Annotated in this window: 15 protein-coding genes; 9 read left to right on the plus strand and 6 right to left on the minus strand. The window is 39.4% G+C overall.

From position 1 onward, the window contains the following. Positions 1-283: 283 nt before the first annotated feature. On the minus strand, positions 284-4,060 hold the full coding sequence (locus H8Z77_RS02990) for a family 78 glycoside hydrolase catalytic domain (protein ID WP_186996153.1): 3,777 nt from the start codon (positions 4,058-4,060) through the stop codon (positions 284-286). Between the two features lie 136 nt (positions 4,061-4,196). On the opposite strand from H8Z77_RS02990, the gene H8Z77_RS02995 reads away from it, so the two are divergent. Both H8Z77_RS02995 and H8Z77_RS03000 read left to right on the plus strand, forming a co-directional pair. Next, the gene (locus H8Z77_RS02995) at positions 4,197-5,201 is read left to right on the plus strand and encodes an AraC family transcriptional regulator (protein ID WP_069988677.1); all 1,005 of its coding nucleotides are present in this window, start codon (positions 4,197-4,199) and stop codon (positions 5,199-5,201) included. A 136-nt stretch (positions 5,202-5,337) separates the two neighbouring features. Next, complete coding sequence (locus H8Z77_RS03000; RefSeq protein WP_186996154.1) at positions 5,338-6,549, plus strand: glycosyltransferase; 1,212 nt, start codon at positions 5,338-5,340, stop codon at positions 6,547-6,549. A gap of 90 nt (positions 6,550-6,639) precedes the next feature. Here H8Z77_RS03000 and H8Z77_RS03005 read toward each other — a convergent pair whose 3' ends face one another. The 4 genes from H8Z77_RS03005 to H8Z77_RS03020 all read right to left on the minus strand — a co-directional run bounded on the left by H8Z77_RS03005 (position 6,640) and on the right by H8Z77_RS03020 (position 13,283). Continuing rightward, entirely contained in the window at positions 6,640-7,113 is a 474-nt protein-coding gene (locus tag H8Z77_RS03005) for a TspO/MBR family protein (RefSeq protein ID WP_186996155.1), read from the minus strand. A gap of 281 nt (positions 7,114-7,394) precedes the next feature. Next, on the minus strand, positions 7,395-11,972 hold the full coding sequence (locus tag H8Z77_RS03010; protein WP_186996156.1) for a beta-L-arabinofuranosidase domain-containing protein: 4,578 nt from the start codon (positions 11,970-11,972) through the stop codon (positions 7,395-7,397). A gap of 172 nt (positions 11,973-12,144) precedes the next feature. After that, positions 12,145-12,729, minus strand: a complete 585-nt coding sequence (locus tag H8Z77_RS03015) for a chromate transporter (protein ID WP_186996157.1) — start codon at positions 12,727-12,729, stop codon at positions 12,145-12,147. Then, complete coding sequence (locus H8Z77_RS03020) at positions 12,726-13,283, minus strand: chromate transporter (protein WP_186996158.1); 558 nt, start codon at positions 13,281-13,283, stop codon at positions 12,726-12,728. The genes H8Z77_RS03015 and H8Z77_RS03020 overlap by 4 nt, the downstream gene beginning before the upstream one ends. Positions 13,284-13,572: 289 nt before the next feature. On the opposite strand from H8Z77_RS03020, the gene H8Z77_RS03025 reads away from it, so the two are divergent. The 5 genes from H8Z77_RS03025 (at position 13,573) to H8Z77_RS03045 (ending at position 18,696) form a co-directional block, all read left to right on the plus strand. Further along, the gene (locus H8Z77_RS03025) at positions 13,573-14,460 is read left to right on the plus strand and encodes a LysR family transcriptional regulator (RefSeq protein WP_186996159.1); all 888 of its coding nucleotides are present in this window, start codon (positions 13,573-13,575) and stop codon (positions 14,458-14,460) included. A 235-nt stretch (positions 14,461-14,695) separates the two neighbouring features. Then, positions 14,696-15,130, plus strand: a complete 435-nt coding sequence (locus H8Z77_RS03030; protein ID WP_069988689.1) for an ACT domain-containing protein — start codon at positions 14,696-14,698, stop codon at positions 15,128-15,130. 12 nt (positions 15,131-15,142) lie between these two features. Continuing rightward, on the plus strand, positions 15,143-16,384 hold the full coding sequence (locus H8Z77_RS03035) for a homoserine dehydrogenase (protein ID WP_186996160.1): 1,242 nt from the start codon (positions 15,143-15,145) through the stop codon (positions 16,382-16,384). A gap of 142 nt (positions 16,385-16,526) precedes the next feature. Then, on the plus strand, positions 16,527-17,420 hold the full coding sequence (thrB, locus tag H8Z77_RS03040; protein ID WP_069988691.1) for a homoserine kinase: 894 nt from the start codon (positions 16,527-16,529) through the stop codon (positions 17,418-17,420). A 70-nt stretch (positions 17,421-17,490) separates the two neighbouring features. Next, positions 17,491-18,696, plus strand: a complete 1,206-nt coding sequence (locus tag H8Z77_RS03045; protein WP_069988692.1) for an aspartate kinase — start codon at positions 17,491-17,493, stop codon at positions 18,694-18,696. A gap of 340 nt (positions 18,697-19,036) precedes the next feature. Here H8Z77_RS03045 and H8Z77_RS03050 read toward each other — a convergent pair whose 3' ends face one another. After that, complete coding sequence (locus tag H8Z77_RS03050) at positions 19,037-19,408, minus strand: hypothetical protein (RefSeq protein ID WP_186996161.1); 372 nt, start codon at positions 19,406-19,408, stop codon at positions 19,037-19,039. A gap of 620 nt (positions 19,409-20,028) precedes the next feature. On the opposite strand from H8Z77_RS03050, the gene H8Z77_RS03055 reads away from it, so the two are divergent. Together H8Z77_RS03055 and H8Z77_RS03060 are read left to right on the plus strand one after the other, a co-directional pair. After that, positions 20,029-20,673 (plus strand): HAD family hydrolase, encoded by a 645-nt coding sequence (locus H8Z77_RS03055; protein ID WP_186996162.1) that lies wholly within the window; start codon positions 20,029-20,031, stop codon positions 20,671-20,673. A gap of 181 nt (positions 20,674-20,854) precedes the next feature. After that, entirely contained in the window at positions 20,855-22,504 is a 1,650-nt protein-coding gene (locus tag H8Z77_RS03060) for an AMP-binding protein (RefSeq protein ID WP_069988695.1), read from the plus strand. The last annotated feature ends 113 nt before the right edge of the window (positions 22,505-22,617 follow it).

Below are 22,617 nucleotides of genomic sequence, written 5' to 3' on the forward strand. Positions count from 1 at the left end.
GAATTTGGTTACCAATAAGTTTATTCAAAAAATCGCCTCTTATAACAGCTTTGAGTACTGAGATAAGAGGCGATTATTTTCTAAAATTAATCAATAGGGTAACAAAATAGAAACTTAAAAATAGGTGTGTTCTCTTTATCAATATTAGTTTATAAAACTCTCTTGATTTCATTTTGAAGTTATAAATCTAGCCGCTAAAAAAGATTCCTAACTTTATCAATTGACAAAGTTAGGAATCTTTTATTATAAAAGGAAGGTGAAGTAAGTAAACATTCTGATTGGACTATTTTTTCTTACGAGTGAACAATAACACTCCGCTTGCTATTGCCAATGCTGCCATTCCAGCAATTGGTGCAAAGTCGCCTGTTTTCGCTGCGTTTGCTTTTGGTGTAGTAGATTCCTGTCCTGTCTGTGTTCCAGCTGTATCATTGCCTTCGGTTGGAGTTTCTGCAGGTGTTCCATCTACTGCTACCAACTTATCCATTGCTGTTTGTACACTTGTTACTGCTGCATCTACTTCTTCCTGGGTTGCGTTTTCGTTGTTGTATACATCGCTTGCTTCTGCTACTGCTGCTTGTAATGCTGCATAGCTTTCTGCTGTATATGCGTTTGCATCTACTTTGTTTGCTTCCGCAAGGACTTCTTCCAGGATAGATTTATCTGCTTTGTATCTCAGGTTCAGCATTGCATTTAACAGATTGTTTTCTGCTGTTTCTATTTCTTCCGCCATTGCATTATCTTTATTTGCTAACAAATCTTGTGCTGCTTTCAATGCTTCCTGGAACTCTGCCTGGCCCGCTTCTACATAGTCATCCATGTCGTAGGTTTCTGCCAATGCTACCAGGGATTCTAAGGAAGAAATATCCCCTTTCACAAAGCCTAGTTTATGGATTTCATTTAATAAGGTCTGCCATGCTGTATCTACTTCTTCTTGAGATGCAGCTACATTATTGGAAACTGTTTTTGCGTTTTCGAAAGCCTGTGTGAAAGATTTCTGAACATCTGCAATCACATTATCAAATTCTGGAGAACTTTGTTGTGTTTCTGCATACGCAATTACTTTATCTAAAATGGATTTATTGGTTTTCACTACATAACCATCTGCAATGGATACCATAAGTTTTCCATCTTTTACTGCAAAATGATAACCGCCTGCCTGCAATTCAAATTTTGCTGCCAGTTTACCATTGTGTTCTTCCATGCCTATAAAATGAACGCCATTTACTGCTGTAAACTCTGTGACAGCCTGTTCACTGACTGGAAGATATAAAGTTGCAGTTGTATTAGCAGGAACTACTGTTTCATAAGAAGTCAATTCTCCTTGGTCTGCTTTCCAGTTGGAAACAATTTTACCATAATAGGAATCATAAGACCCATTCAAATAGCTTAAACTATCATCCACTTCTGGCTGTAAGATGAAGTGTTTAAATCCTGGATTTTCCTCATCTTTTTGGATTCCAGCTGCATATTCATACAGCCATTCAGAAGCTGCACCATAGGAATAGTGGTTTTGAGAAACATTTGAGGTATCATAGCCATTTTCTTCTGTCCAGATATCCCAACGTTCCCAAATGGTAGTTGCTCCATGTGCGGCAGAATACAGGAAGGTATACATATCATCATTGGTCATCAAGTTATACGCTGTACCGCTATTGCTTGTTTCACTTAGAGCGGGGAGTAAAACGTTTACTCCTAAGAATCCAGTAGAAAGTGTGTTTTCTCCTCTAATAGTGGAAACGGACTGATTCTCATTTTCCACACTAGCGGCCAAGTTGGAAAGAATTGCTTGTTTTTGTTCTTCTGTGTGATAGAGTTTTAATTTGATTGCCCAGGCAAGTGCTGTTTGTGCATTATCTACATAGCCTTCCCCGCCACCATCCGCAGAGGCGCAAAGCACGTCCCCTTCTGGAGTAACATATTTTTCGATGGTTTCCTGACGTTTGCTTTCTGCATTTTGTGCATATTTATCTGCTTGATCTTGGTAGCCTAGTGCTTTTGCCATTTTTGACATCAAATCGTTGATTAAAATATTATAGGCATTTGCAGTAAATGGGGTTCCAGAACTTTCCCCAATGCCGCACCAGTCACCTAGGGAGTAAGAATGGCCATTGGCAGCGATTTTGTCAGTGTATTCGGTCATTTGCTTCCAATAGGTTTTTGCAAAGGAGAGATCCCCTGTCTGTTGGTAATAAACCCAAGGGATGATAATACTGGCATCCGCCCAGCCCGCTCCAATCAATTTGTTGAAGAAGCTATTGGTGTGCATTGGCATGATATTGCCATAAACTCCATAGGTATTATAGAAATCGTTCATAATATCAATATAATTTCCTAGGAAATTAGCAGAATCAAAATGGTACATAGCGGATTCCGCAAATAGTTGGGCATCTCCAGACCAACCATAGTATTCACGGGTTGGACAGTCAGTTGGGACGGAGTTAAAGTTGCTGACCTGGCTCCATTTGGAATTGGAAATGAACTGGTTCAGCAATTCATCAGAAGTTTCAATGAAACCGGTTTCTTTATCGATAGAAGAAACTGCCATAGAGGAAAGGTTATATAACGTAATATCCTGATCTGCCTTGATTTCGAGGTACTGGTATCCAGTAAAGTGGAATTGTGCCCGATAAGATTCTACGCCTTCACCAGAAGCGATATAACGGAATCCTCTACCAGCACATGCGCCAGGAATTAATGTACCTTTGGTAAAGCTGCCGTCTTTGCCGTCACTTAAACATTCCCCAGGCTGCATGGAAATTTTGGTTCCAGCAGGAGCAGAAACCTGAAGTGCAACAGTTGCAGAAGCGTTCTGCCCAAAATCAGCGATTAGGGTATCTCCAGCCTTCAAATGGATTTCGTCACCAGGTTGATAGGAGTTTGCCTTAGTGAAATCAATCTCCCCTTGGGCATAATTGCTGCCTGCATCCGCTGTGATAATATCAGAAGTGTTATAGGAATAAGCGGATTCCATTGGAAGCTCCTGATAATCGTAAATGATACCATCATCACTTGCGGTAACATTCCCTTTATATTGTAATGTTTCTATAGAGGACCAGTTAGAAACATCGTAACCGGATTGGTTCCAGCCTTCCAAATCTGCCGCAACGGAAGCGTTGAAGGTTTCCCCTTCATAAATACCATCCTCTTCATATGGCGTGATACTGCTAGCTTTCCAGTTTTCATTATCGGTAACAATTTCTTGGGTCGTGTTATCCGCATAGGTAATTACCATTTTGGCATATAAGCAACGTTCCATCAGTTCCTCATCACCAATGGCAGCAGCATATCCGTTGGCTTTTGCATCAACTAATGCGCTGTCGTACCAACCAGTTCCCACAATAGCACCCAGGGTAACGGTTTGGTCATCGTTTGCAAAGTAATCTGTAACATCGTAAGTCTGGTAATGAGTATAGCTGCTGTAGTCCGTCCATCCGGGAGCTAAAATAGAATTAAGTTCACCCTGTACTTCCTTGCCATTAATATAGGCTTCATAATCGCCTAATCCTGTGATATATAACCGAGCGGAAGCAACTTCTTTTCCACTTAGTTTTTGTTCTGTACGGAACAGCAAGGAATCCATTCCGTCCTCATAGTTTTGGATGGTAATCCAGGAAGCACCGTCCCAATTACAACCAGTTTCAAAATATGCTGGTTCGGTCTGGCTGGTTTTGCCGTCCTGATCCCATACAGTAGCGGTCCAATAATATCTGGTCTGTGGCTCCAACTGTTTTGCATTGCCATCAAAATTATACTGGATTGCGGTGGATTTGGTATCCTGCTGTTTTCCAGTATCCCAAACAATTTCGCCGTTTTCATTGCCCTTATGTACTACAATCTGATAAGCCTGCTGGGAAGCACCTATCTGTTTTGATTGCATTTTCCAACTAAATATTGGGTTTTGTTCAATTCCAATTGGATTGGTCTGATGTCCCACCTGCGCTTCTACCAACTGGGTTACTGGCTGTTCTGTTGCGGCGACTGAGGTAAAGCTGCCTGCTGTAACAGAAAGACCCAAAGCTACAGCTAATAGCCCAGAGATATATCGGTTTTTCTTATTCATGACATCCTCTCCTTTGTGATATACAATAATTTTGATTGACGATTGAATGACATAATTATATAATAGTAACAGGTTCAGAAACAATCACATCAACACGCCAAAATTCTCTCTTTTGGTAACCTTAGGAGTAGATACAATGAAAACAATCGAACAAATGGTAGCTAGCTTTCAAAAGCTGTTTTCTTCCAAAGAGGCAATGGAACACTTTGATGAGAGGCAGAAAAAAGCAGTAGATTATATTAAAAAGCATGAAGTTGCCCCAAATAACCAATGGAAAGAAAAAGAAATTAAGGTATTTCCCCATCCATATTATCCCCATCAAAAGGATTACATATATTTTCATCGGCATCATTGTTTTGAGTTGGTTTATGTATATCAGGGGACAGCAACAAACTATTTTGCTAACTCCAAACTGGTGTTAAACAAAGGGGATGCCCTTTTGCTCAACCCTAATATTGGGCACCATCTTTGTGTAAATAGCATTGATGATGTGGTATTTAACATCCAAATTACCAAAGAGGCGTTCGACCAGTCTTTTTTGCAACTTTTATCTGACAATAAACTCTTTTCCGACTTTTTTATGGATTACCTTTATCAAATCAATCAATTAAATGATTTTATGTACTGCCCTTATGATCCGGAAAACGATATTGCTATTCCAATAAAGGGGGTTGTAGAGGAATTTTTTAACGACCAAATTGGACATGAAACCATGATCAAATTTTATTTGGCAATCGCTTTTCGAAAAATAGCCCGGAGCTATTTTACGAAAATGGAGTTACAGCAATCTTCTCAGGAACATCAGAAAAAAATATTTTCTATTTTATCCTATCTGAATCAACATTATCACACAGCCACATTGCCAGAAGTTGCGGAGCAGTTCCATTATTCTGAAAAATACCTTTCCCGCTTGATTAAAAAGGCGACAGGAAAGACCTTTAATGAAATTATTATTACAAACAAATTGAATGAAGCACAGGAGCTTTTATCAAATAGCAGCTTGTCTGTAGAGGAAATTGCGGTAAAAGTAGGATATTTGAATCCAGCGCCATTTTATAAATTATTTAAAGAACGGTATGGTGTCACACCAGCGCATTTTCGAAAAGAACAACAGCAAAAAAATAATATTCCATTGCAATAATATTCCAGGGAAAAATTGTGGGATGGGTTACAATTGGAACAATAGTTTCATCTGTTGCGTTTAAAGAGATTAGCTGGGATATTTGATATCACCAACTTAATTTAGTAGAACAACCATTCCTGTAGGAGGAAGCTTTATGAAAAAAATAGCGATGTTTACGATGGGTACAAGAGGAGATGTCCAACCTTATATATACCTTGCGCAAGAACTAATTCAACATGAATGTGAAGTTGTACTAGGCTCCCACCCATGCTGGAAAAACTTGATAGAATCTTCCGGTGTCAAATTTATACCGATTGGTCCAGATATAGATATCGAAAAAGAAGCAGCAATTATCCGAGGAAAAAATAAGAACCCTGCCCTCAGTATGTTAAAAACCATGCGGTTTGTATTCAAAATTGTGGAACAATCTTCAAGAGAAGTCTATCAAGCATCTGTTGGAAAAGACCTTATCATTGTTTCCCATTCCCAGATGGGAGCTACCGAAGCGGAGGTTTTAAATATTCCAATCGTAAATGTTACTCTCCAAACAGAGATGATACCACAGGCACGAAAGCCGAAAACATTCATGGATAGAGTATTTGGCGGTTTTATCGCAAAGCAAATTGCAAAACCCTATAATAAAATCAGAAAACAATATGGTTTAAAACCTGCCAAGGACATTGGTAAAATAATGTCTAAACAACTGGATTTAATCCCCATTAGTACTTATGTAAAACAGCGCAATCCTTACTGGGAACCGCAACATATCCTCACTGGCTTTTGGTATCAAGAAGCGAAAGGATATGAACCAGATGAAAAACTGCGAGAATTCCTGAAATCTGGAGAAAAGCCAATTCTTTTAGCCCTTGGCGCAATGTCGTTTGAAGATAAAGCAGAAACTGCAAAATTAGACGCTTTTGTCAAAGCTTTTGAAAAATGTGGTGAGAGGGCAATGATTCAAGGATTTCAAAAAACATTAAAAGAATATAAGCTGCCAGACACAATGATTGCAGTGGGTTCTATTCCTCATAGTTATTTATTCCAAAAGTGTAAAATGGTTGTACATCATTGTGGTTTTGGAACGGCGGCAGCTACGTTAATCTATGGCGTTCCATCCATCCCTGTGCCACATGTCCTCGACCAGATTGGGTTTGCCAACATCCTTTTTGATCTTGGGGTAGCATGTAAACCTTTGGACGGAAAGCATATCAGGGAGCAAGAGGTAATTTGTAGTATCCATGATATGGAAAACCATTATGAGGAACGGCTGCAAACAGCCCAAGAACTATCCGAAAAAATAAGGGAAGAACATGGGCTGCAATCTGCGGTAAAATTGATCTTAGAAACAATGAATCATGAAAAATGAAAAAGAAGTAAAAGGCCATAAGAAAAACCTTTTCACAACAACAAAAAGCATGTTTGGTGAAAAGGTTTTTAATGATATGAAAAAAGATCTTTAATTGAGTATCCATACCCCTAAATTTAAATAGCCAGCAAAGCTGACCCAGATGAGGTAGGGGAGTTGTAGCCATGCAGCCCATTTACTCTGTTTGGCAAAAAGCAAAATCATTATAAGAATCAGAATCCATAGTGCTATCAGCCAGATAAATGCAAATAAAAAAGCTTGTGCGTTGAAAAAAATCAAACTCCAGCAGAAATTAAAAAATAATTGCGCAATATAAACCAATAATGTTCTGGTTTTTAAACGCTGTGGCCCATCTATCGTTAAAATACAGGCAATGCCAATTCCCATAAGAAGATAAAGAATGGACCAAACAATTGGAAATACTAGATTAGGAGGTGTCAGTGGAGGTTTGATGATGTTAGCATCATAAGCATTGATTCCATCCCGTATCAGTAAACCAGAAATTCCACCTACTAATAAGGTGAAAACAATCGAGAATAAATAAATTTTTGTTGTTTTTTTCATTTATAACCCCCCTTTATTGGTGTTTTAGTAAATTGTTTTGGCTTCTAATTTTAATATATGAAAAATCATAAAAAACATTCTTCTTTGTATGTTGCATTACATCAGAGGTCAATAAAAAAGGAATTATAACATCCACAAAATATCATGATATCTGTTCTATTAATCGTGTTGTTTTTAACCCAAGATAAAGCATTATGGAACAAATTTGCTCGATTGCATTACTACATAAAAAGGCATCGTTTTAAACGATGCCTTTTTGCCTTATTCAATTGTGTAAGATGTTATTTTTTCTTACGAGTAAGCAATAATGCTGCACCAGCTAAAGTGATCGCTGCTAAGCCCGCAATTGGAGCAAAATCTCCTGTTTTTGCTGTGTTTGCTTTTGGTGTGGTAGATTCTTGCCCTGTTTGTGTACCGTCTGCATGATTATTTTCGGCTGGTGTTTCTACTGTTACCAACCCTTTCATTGCTTCTTGTACTCTTGTTGTTGCTGCATCTACTTCCTCTTGGCTTGCGTTTTCATCCGCCATCACTTCGTTCGCTTTTGCTACTGCTGCTTGCAGTATTCCATAGCTTTCTGCTGTGTAGCTGCTTCCATCAATTTCTCCTGCTACCTTTATTACAGTTTCCAAAATTGATTTGTCCGCTTTGAATCGCAGTTGCAACATTCCGCTTAACAGTTCATCGATCGCTGCGTTTATTTCTTCCTGGCTCGCATTGGCATTCTCATAGACTTCCTGTGCTTTTTCTTGAATCCCTGCAAATACTTCCCATGTTGCTGGGGTGTATTCTTCTTTTTGGTATCCTGCACATTCGTCTAGCAGTTCTTTTAACTGGCTCTTGTCTGCCAGTTTTTCCAATGCTTCATAGGCTGCTTTCAGGTCATTGTATGCTTTGTCAATTTCCTTCTGCATTGCTTCTTCATCTGCCAATACCGTTTCCGCATTTGCCAATGCTGTTTTGAAGTTCTCTTTCGCTGCTCCATCACGGTACTGGCTCAAGTCGGTGTCTTTTACCTGGTTATACAGTTCCTGTAAAGCTGTCTTGTCACCTTTTTGGAATCCTAGCTTATGGATTTCTTTCAGCAAGGTTTGCCATGCAGTGTTTACTTCTTCCTGGGTTGCAGATGGGTTATCATATACATTCTGTGCTTCTTCCAATGCTTTGTCAAAGCTCTGTTGCACTGATGGAATCGCATTTTTGTATTCATCTGTCCCTTTCAGACGGTTTGCTTCTGCAATTACCTTTTCTAGGATGGTTTTATCCACTTCTCCTATTGGTTTTTTCTCCAGTGCTTCATAGGATGCTTTCAGGTTGTTATACGCTGTTTCCACATCTTTTACCAATGCGTTTTCGTCATCCAAGACATCTTTTGCTGCTTCCAGCGCTGTCTTAAAGTTCTCTTTTGTTTCCCCATCTAGGTATTGATCCAGATCCGTATCTTTTACCTGATCGTATAACGCTTGCAGTTCTGTTTTATCCCCTGCTTGTTTGTTCAGGTTTTGGATTTGTTTGATCATTTCCGCATATGCCTGGTTTACTTCTTCCTGACTTGCGTTTGGATCATTATACACTGCCTGTGCTTCTTCCAGTGCCTTATCATAGCTTTCTTTTACTGCTGGAATTACATTTTTGTATTCATCTGTGTCCTTCTTCGCAATTGCCTGTTCAATAACATATTGCAGGATATGCTTATCCACTGGTTTTTTCTCCAATGCGTCAAATGCTGTCTGCAATCTGGTTACAGCGTTGTTGATTTCATCTTGGGTAGCGGTATCACTTCCCAACAATGTAGCTGCTTTTTCCAGTTCCGCTTTAAAAGTATCTTTTGCGCTGCCATCTTTATACTGGCTTAAATCCGTATCTTTCAGGCTGTTGTACAGGTTTTCCAAGGCGGATTTGTCCACTGTTGGTGTTTCTGTGGAAATCAATTTCCAGGATTGCATTGGATTTGCAACATCTTCCCATAAATGAATATTATTGCTATCACCAGCTTCAGAGACCAAACAATGATTCACTTTGCTGGCAATGGTAATGTAACCTTGTTGGGTACTAAATACATTCCATAATTGATTGTCAGCACCGGTATTGTCCTGTACAAGAACATTGGCACCATTGCTAGAAGAAGCTGATGTATCATATGCTAATACTTTTCCGGTAGCTGGGTTAACAATCTGGTAATATTCGCCAGATTTTTGGAATTTCCAAATCTGGTTATCTGGAATAGGGTCGGTTAATTCTGTACCCCGTTCCACGTTATTGTTGCTCAGGGTAACAGACATCATCAAACCACTGTTTTTGCTTTCCAAACCATATTCTACGCCTTCTGTAATGCCAGTATCCATCGCTGTTTGCAGCCATGTCGCATAACGGGAATTGTTATCCCAGGTTTGTCCAGCAGAGGCGTAATCCATGACAGTAAAGGAACCACCATCTGTTGTAGCAACGGAGAATGCCATATTACATGGTACTTCAGTGTCAACTGGAGTAACTATTGCAAAACCGTCTTTATCTGTGGCAATAGAGACTGGCATGTCAATATTTTCCCCAAACCGAACATCTCTTGCCAATGTAATAGGGCCACGTTGTAACGCAACTTTACCAACACCCTTTAAATCATTGATAATACGGGTACGCATATCAAGGGTAAGTTCAATGGTATCTCCAGCAGTCCATTCACGGTTGATTATAGCGTACTCTCCAGGTGTTGCCGTTATTGTTTCACCATTTACAGTTAAAGTAGTTTCGTTACTCCATGTTGGAATACGCAGAGAAACAGCAAATTGTTCTGCTTGTTCTGGGGTAACTGTGATTTTAATATTTCCTTCTTTTGGATAAACAGTGTCAACCGCAAACTCTACGGCTTTTCCGGATGGTGTTACTGCCTGAAGGGAACCTGGATTGTAAAGATTAAATACCACTCCTGATTCGGTGGTAAGAAGCTGCATATATGGTAGTAAACCAGTTCCAGAATCACCATTTGCAGAACAGCAGCTTCCAATTGGTTGTCCATCCGCTACTGAAAAAATTGCGCCACCGCCCGCGTTTAAACGAGTGCCGTTTAGACGGCTGAAATAATCAAATAAGAATGGATAATCAGCTGTTTCCGCACCATACAGCTTCATAGAACCGATTAGAGCATTATAAGCGGAAAGTTCGATATCATCCGCAATTTTAGCATCTCCAGCCAACCGTAATACTTGGAAGCAGTATTTCATCCAGGTAACGGTAATACAGGTTTCCTGCATGTGCTGGATACTGGAGTCTGTCTGGTTCACTGCCATATGGTTCCATTGTTCTTCTCCACCTGGATTTGGATAGGAATAATCGCTGCCAGAGCCGGAGCCTCCACCAGAACCAGCCACGGTAAGTTCATTTTCACTTACCAAACGGTAATAGTTTAAGCAGGCGGTGCGGTATTTTTCAATGCCGGTAACACGGTAATATTCCACCAGCCCTTCAAAGCAAGAAGTGAGCTCATACGCTTTGGTTTGGTTGGTCATATATTCGCTTGGAAGTTTTTCACCTTCGATTGCCAGATCAATCAGATTAATACCCACCCTTGTAAAACCAACGTCTACAATCTCAGTACAGAAGTCCAGATATCTTTGGTATCCGGTCATACGGTACAGATTTACCATTGGTTCCAGAATGGATGCAGAGGATAGTCCATTCCAGTCTCCTGTTTCTACAACTGGTGTTTTCCCCTCTGACTTTGGTCCAAGGATGGTCAGCATCTGGTCCGCATGGCGGCATAGGGCTTCCATTACCTGGTTGCTTAGCTCTTCCTCTTTGCTGATTTCTAGGAAGGATTCCAGTCCCAGCATTACATATTTACGATTCCAGATATCACGGGTACCCAACTCGTTATCAGTGGCGTTGGAGCTAATCCTTCCACTTGGTTCCTGAGTAGTGAGCAGGTCACGAACAGTATCCTCAATCATTTTGTATAATTCTTCGTCCTGGGTATAGGCGTAGGTGAAGCAAGCGCCACGTACATATTTGCCCCAGAACTCACCACGCCAGTTTTGCCATGTTTCAGGGTTGGTGTCCTGTTTATAGCGGAATGGGTCAACTAGGCGTTTCCAGTCCAGTTTTTTAAGTTCTTCGTTCTGTGTTAACAGTGCCGCTTTGTCGGTTACCCCTTCTAGTTTGACAGAACCTTCGTCCAGCATAGTTTGCACATCATCTACCTTATTTTCAACTGGTTCAAATGGTTCCAGCGGTTCTAAGTCGGGGTATCCTGTTCCCTCCACTTTTTCCAGTTTCCAAAGGGTGTTGTCCGAGTTGTTTTCAGCGGTTGCCGCAATATAGTAGCTTCCTTCTGTCCCTAAATATTCTTTTGAAGTGGAAGAAAGATACTGTGGTTTATCATAAGTAGAAGCATCCTGATTGTAGGTGTTACAGAAAGTGTAATAGCCATCTTCTGTACGTTCCATTTCCCAGGTCTGCATTGGGGCAGAATTATTTTCCACACCAACTACATTATTGGCTCCTGGAATATCCTCAAAAGCCTCCCCAGTTTTGTGGATACCTACATTGTTGCCCTCTATACAACTAATGCGATAGCCTTTGCCTCCATTGGGAGCAATCATCCATTTTTGGTTGTTGTTGGAATCGGATTTTTCATTGGTCACAAGTATATAGATATCTTCCCTTGGTGGGGCGTAACTGGTGTCCAATGTGCGTTCCAAAGTTTGCCCTGTTGCTTTGTTTACCAAATAGTATTGAGCGGTGGTGTCAAGTACAGAATCATTCTCCTGTGCGGAGATAGGGATGACAGGAAGCATAGTCGCTGTCATTGCCATCGTCACCAACGTTGCAGCAATCCGTTTGGAAACAGATTTGAACCTCTTCATCTCTTGGTTTTCCTCCTTTTCAACTGAGTTAAAAGGCTGTAGTTTCCGTCACAAATACCTCCTTATTTCCAAATTCAGCCTTCCATAACAATTATACAATAACCATTAAAATAATCAATAGTATTGAATGTATTTTAGGATAATTAACAGATATTTTTAGCGAAAAGGGTGATTAGGTTGCAATTGTTGGTTCCAGCAAACCAAGGTAACCAGTAACAAGCCCTAAACCAGCGGATAGAAGGATAATCCAAATAGGATGAAATTTTTTCCATTGGAGAAAAAGCATTAGCATAAAAATTACCAAGGAGCAGAGAAAAGCAGGGGAGAGGAATACGGTCCAGTAAAATCCATCCGGAAAAAATACAGTCTGCCCAATTGATAGGAGGGATGCGGCAATTAATCCAACTACAGCTGGTTTTAATCCAGACAAACAGCCTTTTACCAAGCTGCTGTTTTGGAATTTTTTTAAGCATCTGGCGATGATTAAAATGATTACAAAAGAGGGTAGGACAACCCCAATTGTGGCAAAACATGCTCCCCAAAAACCGCCTGTTTCCGTACCCACATAGGTAGCAATATTTACAGCGAATGGTCCAGGAGTGCTTTCACTTACTGCAATAAAATTAACCAAATCCTGCAATGCCATCCAGCCTTTTTGCTGTACCTCTGCCTGAATGAAAGGAAGCATAGCATATCCGCCTCCAAACGTAAATGCACCGATTTTAAAAAATGTAAAAAACAATTCCCAATATATCATTTTATCCTCCTTTTGGAGAACAAGCAAAACAGAATCCCTGCTATACCACATCCCAGAATAACAAAGATTACATTGACCTGTGCAAATGCTACCAGAATAAAAGCAGTTAACATAATCAGATAAGAAAATAAATGCTTTGGCGCTTGGCGGTACATTGAAAATAATGCGTTGGCAATTAAGGCGAGAACGCCAGCTCGAATTCCTTGGAAGGCATATTGAAGTGGTTTTATTGTTCCAAATTGCCGCAATAGAAATGAAACGAGGAGAATTACCAAAAAAGAAGGCAGGATAACCCCAACAGTGGCAAGAAATGCCCCTATTACTCCGGATGTTTGATATCCCACAAAAGTAGCGGAATTGATGGCAATTGGCCCTGGGGTGGATTCTGCGATTGCTACAATATCCAGGATATCCGCATCTGTAAGCCATTTTTGTTTTTCAACTACTTCTTTTTGGATTAAGGGAATCATAGCATATCCACCCCCAAAGGTGAATGCCCCAATTTTTAAAAATGTTGTAAAAAGATGAAGTAATTTTTTTGTGTCCCGTGCCATATGTTCCCTCCATTAGTTATTTAGCATCTGTGGTGAAAATTAAATTTACGATTGTTACCTCTCCGAATCTCTTTTCCGAAAAGGATAATTTAATTTTACAAAAAATTCTCCCAATAAAGCTTTTATCTTTCAAAAATACGGTAACACCATATGTTGTTTTGTGATCGCTTTACTGATATGCTAAATCTAAAATTATCTACTATTTTTAGTATAGTGCCAGTATTTTCATAAATCAATTATTATGTTATTATAGTAATGATAATAATTTTATTATGAATTGGTGATTGTAATGACATTACGGCATTTTCGTATTTTTCAGGCAGTATGCAAAACAGGAAGTATTACCCGCGGAGCAGAACAGCTTAATATAGCACAACCGGCAGTGAGCCTAGCGATTAAAGAGTTGGAACAGTTTTATCAAGTTCAACTTTTTGAACGGATGAACCGTAAAATTTATTTGACGGAACCAGGACGGAAACTGTTACAATATACGGATACGGTGCTTTCTCAGGTGGAGGAATCCGTTCAGGTAATACGGGACTCAAAACAGGGGGAAAGATACCGGTTTGGGATAAACGTTACATTAGCTGAGGCTTGCCTTCCTTCTTTATTGCAACAAATAAAAAAAGAAATCCCACAGTTGGAACTTCAAGTTATGGTAGGAAACTCCTCTCAATTAGAAGAGAGCCTGTGCCAGAATGAAATTGATTTTGCTGTTGTGGATCAAATCCGGACCAATACAGGTATGCTTACTATTCCATTGGCCAAAGAACAAATGATTGCTGTCTGCCATCCCGACTATCCTGTTCATGATTGTATTTCCTTGGAACAGCTAAAACAAGAGAAACTATTGCTGCGGGAAAAAACTAGTGGGGCAAGGAAATGTGTGGACAATGTGTTTCAGGAGCAAGGGATTGAAATTGTACCAGTTATGGAAAGTACAAGTTTTCAAAGTTTAATTGCCTGTGCGGAATCTGGTTTAGGGATTGCCATTTTGCCCGAAAAACTTGTCGATTCAAAACTTCAAATTCATAGTTTAAAAAAACTGTATTTGGCAGAAACGCAACTAGAACGCCATTATTTTATGGTGTACCATCCTCATAAATATCGTACTCCCTGTCTGAAATCCACCATGAATGTTGTACAAAATTATTTTTCAGAGATGCTAAATCGATAGTATTTTATTGATTTATCCATTTGTTTTATATAACGATATACAACAAAAAACAACGTATTTCGTTTTTTATGATAAAGTTAATCGTTTATTTTTACAAAAAAACAATAGTTTATGAAATAAATTATTGCATATAGATGAAACTGTTGGATGCAACAAAAATAGGGTTGCATATTTGTGGAAAAAGCGTTATACTGTTTTCTTGTGAGAGACAATTGTTTACTGGTGGTGAACGGATATGGATGCAGATACACAGTTTTATCTGGTGGACCCCAAAGTGCTTCCTGAGGTATTCCATAAAGTGATGGAGGCAAAATATTTATTAAAGGGTGGCCAGGCAAAAACCTCCAGCGAGGCATGTAAACTGGCGGGAATTTCCCGCAGCGTATTTTATAAGTATAAAGACCATGTATTTATGTATCAGGATAATACTGGCAAACAGATATTCACCTTGGGATTAACATTAAATGACCAACCTGGGGTATTATCCTCTGTATTAACCAAGTTGTACGAAAACCATGCAAATTTATTAACAGTGAACCAAAATATTCCAAATGAAACAGTGGCAAATGTAACTGTTTCTGTTATACTAAATGACGACAATGTAAAAATTAACGATTTGCTCTGCGCAATCTCCAGCCTGCAAGGAGTAATCGATGTAAAAAAGATTTAGGGGGCATTTACAATGGCAAAGATAGCAGTAATGGGACACGGCGTAGTTGGGTCTGGTGTAGTGGAAATTACATTGGTTAACGGAGAACAGTTAAAAAAACGTTCTGGAGAGACCATTGAAGTAAAACGAATTTTGGATTTAAGGGATTTTCCCGGACTAAGCTATAGCAATCTTTTTACAAAAGACTTCCAGGACATTGTAAATGATGAGGAAATCTCGGTCGTATGTGAAATGATGGGTGGGGTATCTCCAGCATATGAGTTTACAAAAGCTTGTTTGGAAAAAGGCAAAAGTGTTGTAACCTCTAATAAAGAATTGGTTGCACAAAAAGGTGCGGAACTGCTCCAAATTGCCAAACAAAACAATGTAAACTATTTCTTTGAGGCCAGTGTTGGTGGCGGTATTCCAATCATCCGTCCATTGCACCAGTGCTTGGCGGCAAATAAAATAGAAGAAATCACTGGTATTTTAAATGGAACCACAAACTTTATCCTTTCTAAAATGTTGGATGATAATATGCCTTTTGAAGAGGCGCTGGCATTAGCGCAGCAAAAAGGTTACGCGGAGAAAGACCCAACAGCGGATATTGAAGGGGATGACGCCTGCCGTAAAATTTGTATTTTGGCAGCTTTGGCTTATGGCAACCATATCTATCCAAAGGATGTACATAAAGAAGGAATTAGTAAGCTGACATTGGCAGATGTACGATATGCCCGTAGTTGGGACGGTGAGATTAAACTCATTGGCCGTGCGGCTCCTGTAGAAAATGGAAAAGTTACTATCATGGTTGGTCCAATGTTGGTTCCACAGGATAATATGCTTTCCAGCGTGGACGGTGTATTTAATGCTGTTACAGTAAAGGGAAACATGGTGGATAAAGTAACCTTTGTTGGTCGTGGCGCTGGCAAATCCCCAACCGCAAGCGCAGTGGTTGCAGATGTTGTAGATGCGGTAAAATCCCATGGTACAAGTATTTCTCAAACTTGGATTGACAATGGAGAATCTATGGTAGCAGATTATCTAGACGATGTTGTCGCCTATTATATGCGTGTAAAAACAGCCGATGTATCTGCGGCGAAAGCATATGTGGAACAACGTTTGCCAGAAGTAGAATTTTTGGATTATGATGGCAGCGCAGAAGATGAAATTGCGTTTGTAACACAACCTATGGTGGCAAGAGAAAGCCATACTTTGGAACAAGATTTAGAACAGAATGGTATCCAGCCTGTTTCCAAACTGCGCATTTTACAATAAAAATAATGTCGTAATTCTAAAAATATAGAGGGATTTTTGAAATCCAGTTGTTTTGAAAGGTTTCGGACCTATATATTTAGACTTTATCTTTTATCAAAATAAGAAAATTTCCACGTATAGTTGACGTGGTTGAGGTAATAGCATGATTAAAATAAAAATTCCCGCTACCAGTGCGAACCTAGGTGCTGGATTTGATTCCTTGGGTTTGGCAGTGAACCTCTATAACTATGTTTATATGGAAGAAAGCGATACTACATTGATTACTTCTTTGGATCAGACAGAGGTTCCATCTGGAGAAGATAACTTGGTTTTTGTTTCCGCTAAAAAGGTATATGACCTCTGCGGGAAACCATTAAAAGGATTGCGTATCCGACAAAAAAACGATATTCCCATGACCCGTGGATTGGGAAGCAGTTCTGCTTGTATTATCGCTGGTCTAGTTGGGGCCAACCATATGTTGGGCAAACCATTTTCAGTAGATGAATTGGTGGATTTAGCAGCTGAAATTGAGGGCCATCCAGATAACACAACCCCTGCTTTATTGGGTGGAATTGTGACTTCTGTTTATGATGGCAAAGAAGTAAGATGGGTGAAACAGGAAGTTCATCGTGACTTATTCTTTTATGCGATTATTCCGGATTTCGAATTGAAAACCGAGACAGCTAGAGCTGCCTTGCCCCAAAAAATAGATTTTAAGGACGCAGTATTTAATCTTTCCCGTGCGGCGCTTTTTTCTGCTTCCTTATTGCAAGGAAAATATGAAAATTTACGGGTAGCAGCGGATGACTGTTTGCAACAACCTTACCGAATTCCAATGATTAAATGTGGTAAGGAAATTTTGGACGCAACTTACAAATTTGGATCTTATGCTTCCTATATCAGTGGAGCGGGTCCTACTATTATGGCAATCACCGCAGAGGATAATCATTTCTTTGCGATGAATATCCGGGAAACCCTGGATCAATATAAATTGTATGGTTATCGTATCATGCAGCTCTCCATCGACAACTGTGGAACACAGGTGTTCAGCGATTGATGGGAGAATATTCAATTTAGAAAAAAACGGTAGTTGCCGTTTTGTTTTCAAACAAATGGAGGATAGTAAAATGGGCTTAATTGTTCAAAAATTTGGCGGTACTTCTGTGAGAGACGCAGAACGTATTTTCAATGTAGCAAGAATTGTTACCGAAACATACGACGCAGGCAATGATGTAGTGGTTGTTGTTTCTGCCCAAGGGGACACCACCGACGACTTGATTGAAAAAGCAGCTGAAATTAACAGCAACCCTTCAAAAAGGGAAATGGATGTGTTGCTCTCTACTGGAGAACAAATTTCAATCTCTTTGTTGGCGATGGCAATTGAAAAGCTGGGTTACCCAGTTGTTTCTTTGACTGGGAGACAAGCAGGATTCTTGACCCAAACAAACTATGGGAATGCCCGCATTAAAAAAATTGACACACACCGTTTGCATAGAGAACTAGATAAACATAGGATTGTAGTCGTTGCAGGGTTCCAGGGACTGAATAGATTTGATGATATTACTACTCTTGGTCGTGGTGGTTCCGATACCAGTGCTGTTGCTTTGGCGGCTGTTTTACATGCAGACTTGTGCCAGATTTATACCGATGTTGATGGTGTTTATACAGCGGACCCACGTATTGTAAAAAATGCGAAAAAATTAGACGAAATTTCCTTTGACGAGATGCTGGAGTTAGCTTCTTTAGGAGCGCAAGTGCTGCATAACCGTTCTGTGGAAATGGCGAAGAAATATGGTGTAAAAATGGAAGTTGTGTCCAGCTTGGAAAGAAAACCTGGCACAAAAGTGAAGGAGGCAGTTAAAGTGGAAAAATTATTGGTTAGAGGCGTAGCAAAAGATGATGATGTAGCAAGGATTGCTGTAGTTGGTTTGCCAGACGATCCAGGTGTAGCGTTTAAAGTATTTACCTTGATGGCGAAGAAAAAAATTAATGTAGATATTATTTTACAATCCATCGGCCGCCACAACACAAAGGATATCAGCTTTACTGTACCAGCAGGACAACTTGATCTGGCGAAAGAAGCATTAGAAGAAAACCTGGAAGAATTAGGTGCGGATCATATTGATGCTGCTGGAAGCTTCTCCAAAGTTTCAATTGTTGGCGCTGGCATGCAGTCCAATCCAGGGGTTGCAGCAAAAATGTTTGAAGCTCTGTATGAAGCAAACGTAAATATCCATATGATTTCTACTAGTGAAATTAAAATCTCTGTTTTGATTGACCGCGCTGATAGCAACAAAGCATTAAATGCTGTGCATGATGCGTTTGAATTTTAATTAATTATTTATGAGCCGCTGCTTTTTGCAGCGGCCTTTTTGTTTTAGAAAATGATACAAAAGATTATAAGATGATATCAATCCAATCGGTCACAACAAAAAGTAGTGATAAAATACATGAAAAAATAATTTAACGATATCACACAAAATTCACCTCGTGTGATATCGTTAAAAATAAAAGTTTTTTTATTATAGTTACATAATCAATTTTGGGGATAAGCTTATAGCTGATAAAAAGTATATTTTATATTCTAGAAAGAAAAATCATAGCCCAATAAAAATGATTTCTATAGCCAAATTACTTATCAAAAAATGAACGAAATCCCCATTTGTGTGGCTATTATGATATCGTTCCTGTTGCCGCAAACCCATAGTTATGGTAGAGGTAAAAACGATTTCCTTTTTGGAGCAATTTGTCCTCTGGAGCATCATCTAAAACGAGCTGGATGGTACAGACACAATGATGAGAATCCGTCCAATGGAAATGCTCCATTACAACGCAAAGCATTAAACTGGTAGGGACACCATTTTCATCAATAAAACAAACAGGAAAAATTTCACCATTCATAACCTGAAATTTTGGATAAAGCAACCCTTTATTTTTATGGCTTTCCCAGCTGATTGTTGCGTTGACAGTGCGTTTTTGCATTGGCAATGGGTCGACTTTTGGCTTTTCCTTTTGTTCCACCAAGTGTTTGATTGTGGCAAACAAAAACAAAGACAACCATATAAAAAGAGCGATCCATGTAAACGCAGTCATATTATTTGTTATCAATGGGATAATGCAAAAGATAAGCATGAAAATAACAATTATTGATGTAACAATAATTGATTTTTTACTGTCTTTTTTCTCCCTATAATTTCGGGTATAGGGAATACGGTTTAACAAGATGGTTTCTATGAGAACGGTCACGAGAAATAAAATAAAAAATATCCAATAAATAGCTGAGGATACTTTTACTGCTTTGATAATAGAATAAAAGATTTCCCCATATAAAAATAAAGTGAAAAGGAATACTATAGCGATAGAGTTACAATAGTTTTTATATTTCTTTTTACAGTGGGGGCAAGTATCCAAAACGTTAGGGTCAAATAGTTTTGTAAACGGGGAAGTAATTGTATACCTCCAAAATGTAGACGGAATCCGTTCTCCGCACCAAGGGCATCTATGACGTAACATCGTTTCCTCCTGATATTCATGAAAGCTTTTGCTATAATTCTACCAAAAATAACAAAAAAAGACAAGATGTTTTGCAGATGAAACAATAGTTGCGTTGAAACAGGATACAGGTTATAATTGGAATGTAACAAATAAAGAAAGCAGGTAATTGTATGGTTTCCCTTTGTATTTTCGATTTAGATGGTACCCTAATCAATACGATTGAGGACTTGGCGGATAGCACTAATTATGTACTGGAACAACATGGAATGAAAACATTCCCTACAGAGCAATATTATTATTTTGTGGGAAATGGTATGGTAAAACTAATGGAACGGGTGACAGGTCTTTCTCCCGAAACAGGGCAGTTCCAACAGCTTTACTCTGAAATGCTGGAGCGATATAGCCAACATAGTATGGACAAGACAAAACCTTATCATGGAATGCCAGAAACATTAACGCAATTGACTCAGTTGGGGATTGAATGTGCTGTGCTTTCCAATAAAGATGACCAGTTTGTAAAAACCTTGATGGAACGGTGTTTTCCGAAAATCCAATTTGCGAAATTATTAGGGAAACGAGCGGAGTTTCCAGTAAAACCTGATCCTGCTTCTCTCCGGTTCCTGATGGAATCCTTGAAAAAAACTCCACAAGAATGTATTTATATAGGAGATTCTGATGTGGATGTTATGACAGCCCATAATGGAGGGTTACAATGTATTGGGGCGGAATGGGGATTTCGAGGCAGGCAGGAACTGATGGATGCCGGAGCGGATTTCCTAGCGGAAAATCCAATTGATATTTTACAGTTTGTGTGATATAATAATCCATATAGCTGGATAGAACTACCATGATTTTTGACATCTTTTCGATATTAAATGGAAAAGACGGAATCCATTTTGCTTTTTATAATCGTAACTTTGTAGAACGGATGCCGGGTAACCGTTGGTTTGCGTATCCCAGCAAAAAATTTCTATATAAAAATAAAGGGGCAGATTTATGTTAAATCTTCATCAAGAGTATTGTACAGAAAAACTCGACGAAAACGGAGTTCTTGTGGATTTTCAAATCCATTGTCCTGACAATTTTAATTTTGCCTATGATGTTGTAGACCGAATTGCCAGCCAGGAGCCTGACCGCAGAGCCATGATGTGGTGTAATGTGGAAGGGGAAGAGAAAATGTTCACTTTTGGTGAACTGAAAACCCTTAGTGATAAAGCAGCCAATGTTTTTTTATCCCATGGTATCAAAAAAGGGGATACTGTATTACTGATTTTAAAACGCCACTATGAGTATTGGTATACATTGCTGGGGCTGCATAAAATTGGCGCTGTTGCTATTCCTGCTACCCATCTGTTGACAACAAAGGACATCGTTTATCGAGTACAGTCCGCTGATATTAAAGCGGTTGTTACTACACCGGATGGGGAAGTATCTGATTTTATTAATCAAGCAAAAGCGGAATGTCCAACCCTGCAAAAACAGTTTATTGTACGTCAGGATAAACAAGGTTTTATCAATTTAACCAAAGAAATTGAATCCGCTTCAGATGCTTTGGAACGGATTGAAGTAAGCAAAAACGATCCGATGTTGCTGTACTTTACTTCTGGAACCACAGGGTATCCAAAAATGGTAGTGCATAATTATTCCTATCCATTGGCACATATTATTACAGCAAAATATTGGCAGCATGTAAATCCAGAAGGGTTACATTTAACCGTTTCTGAAACAGGCTGGGCAAAAGCGGCTTGGGGAAAAATCTACGGCCAATGGCTGATGGAAGCCGGTATTATGGTATATGATTTTGATAAATTTGTTCCTACTGATTTGTTAGCTGTGATTGAAAAATATAAAGTAACTACTTTCTGCGCTCCTCCTACTATTTTCCGTTTCTTTATCAAGGAAGGAATGGGAAACTATGACCTGTCTTCCTTGGAATATGCCACCATTGCGGGAGAAGCATTGAACCTGGAAGTATATAAAAAATTCTTGGAAGTTACTGGAATCAAATTGATGGAAGCGTTTGGACAGACAGAAACTACCGTTATTTTGGCAAACCTGTTCAACTTTAACAATAAGCCAGGCTCCATGGGAATCCCTTCTCCAATGTATCACGTGGATTTAGTGGATGAAAATTGTAATTCTGTTGCGCCAATGGAAGTTGGTGAAATTGTAGTGCGTCCACGGGAAGATGGTCCACAATATGGGCTATTTGCCGGTTACTACAAAGATGAAGAACTGAATAAACAGGCATGGCGAGGTGGTGTATATCATACTGGTGATACCGCCTACCGTGACGAGGATGGTTATTATTGGTATGTTGGCCGTACCGATGATATTATTAAATCCAGCGGTTACCGGATTGGGCCTTTTGAGATTGAAAGTGTGTTGATGGAACATCCTGCGGTTTTGGAGTGTGGCATTACTGGGGTTCCTGATGAAGTACGTGGTCAGGTAATCAAGGCTACGATTGTCTTGACTAGCGGCTATAAGCCATCTGATGCATTGGCAAAAGAGTTGCAGGACTATGTAAAACATGCTACTGCGCCATATAAATACCCACGTGTGATTGAGTTTGTGGATGAGCTGCCAAAAACCATTAGCGGAAAAATCCGCCGTGTGGTTCTCCGTGGGGAAGAGAAAGATTAATTTGTATTTTGTTTTTATGGAATACCCCCGGGCAACATCTTTTTGGTTGCAGGGGGTATTATAATAAGGCTAAAACAACGGAAAAAGGAGGTTTAGCGCCAGATTTGGCGCGA

The organism is Clostridium facile (assembly GCF_014297275.1).
Classification (GTDB): Bacteria; Bacillota; Clostridia; order Oscillospirales; family Ruminococcaceae; genus Massilioclostridium; species Massilioclostridium facile.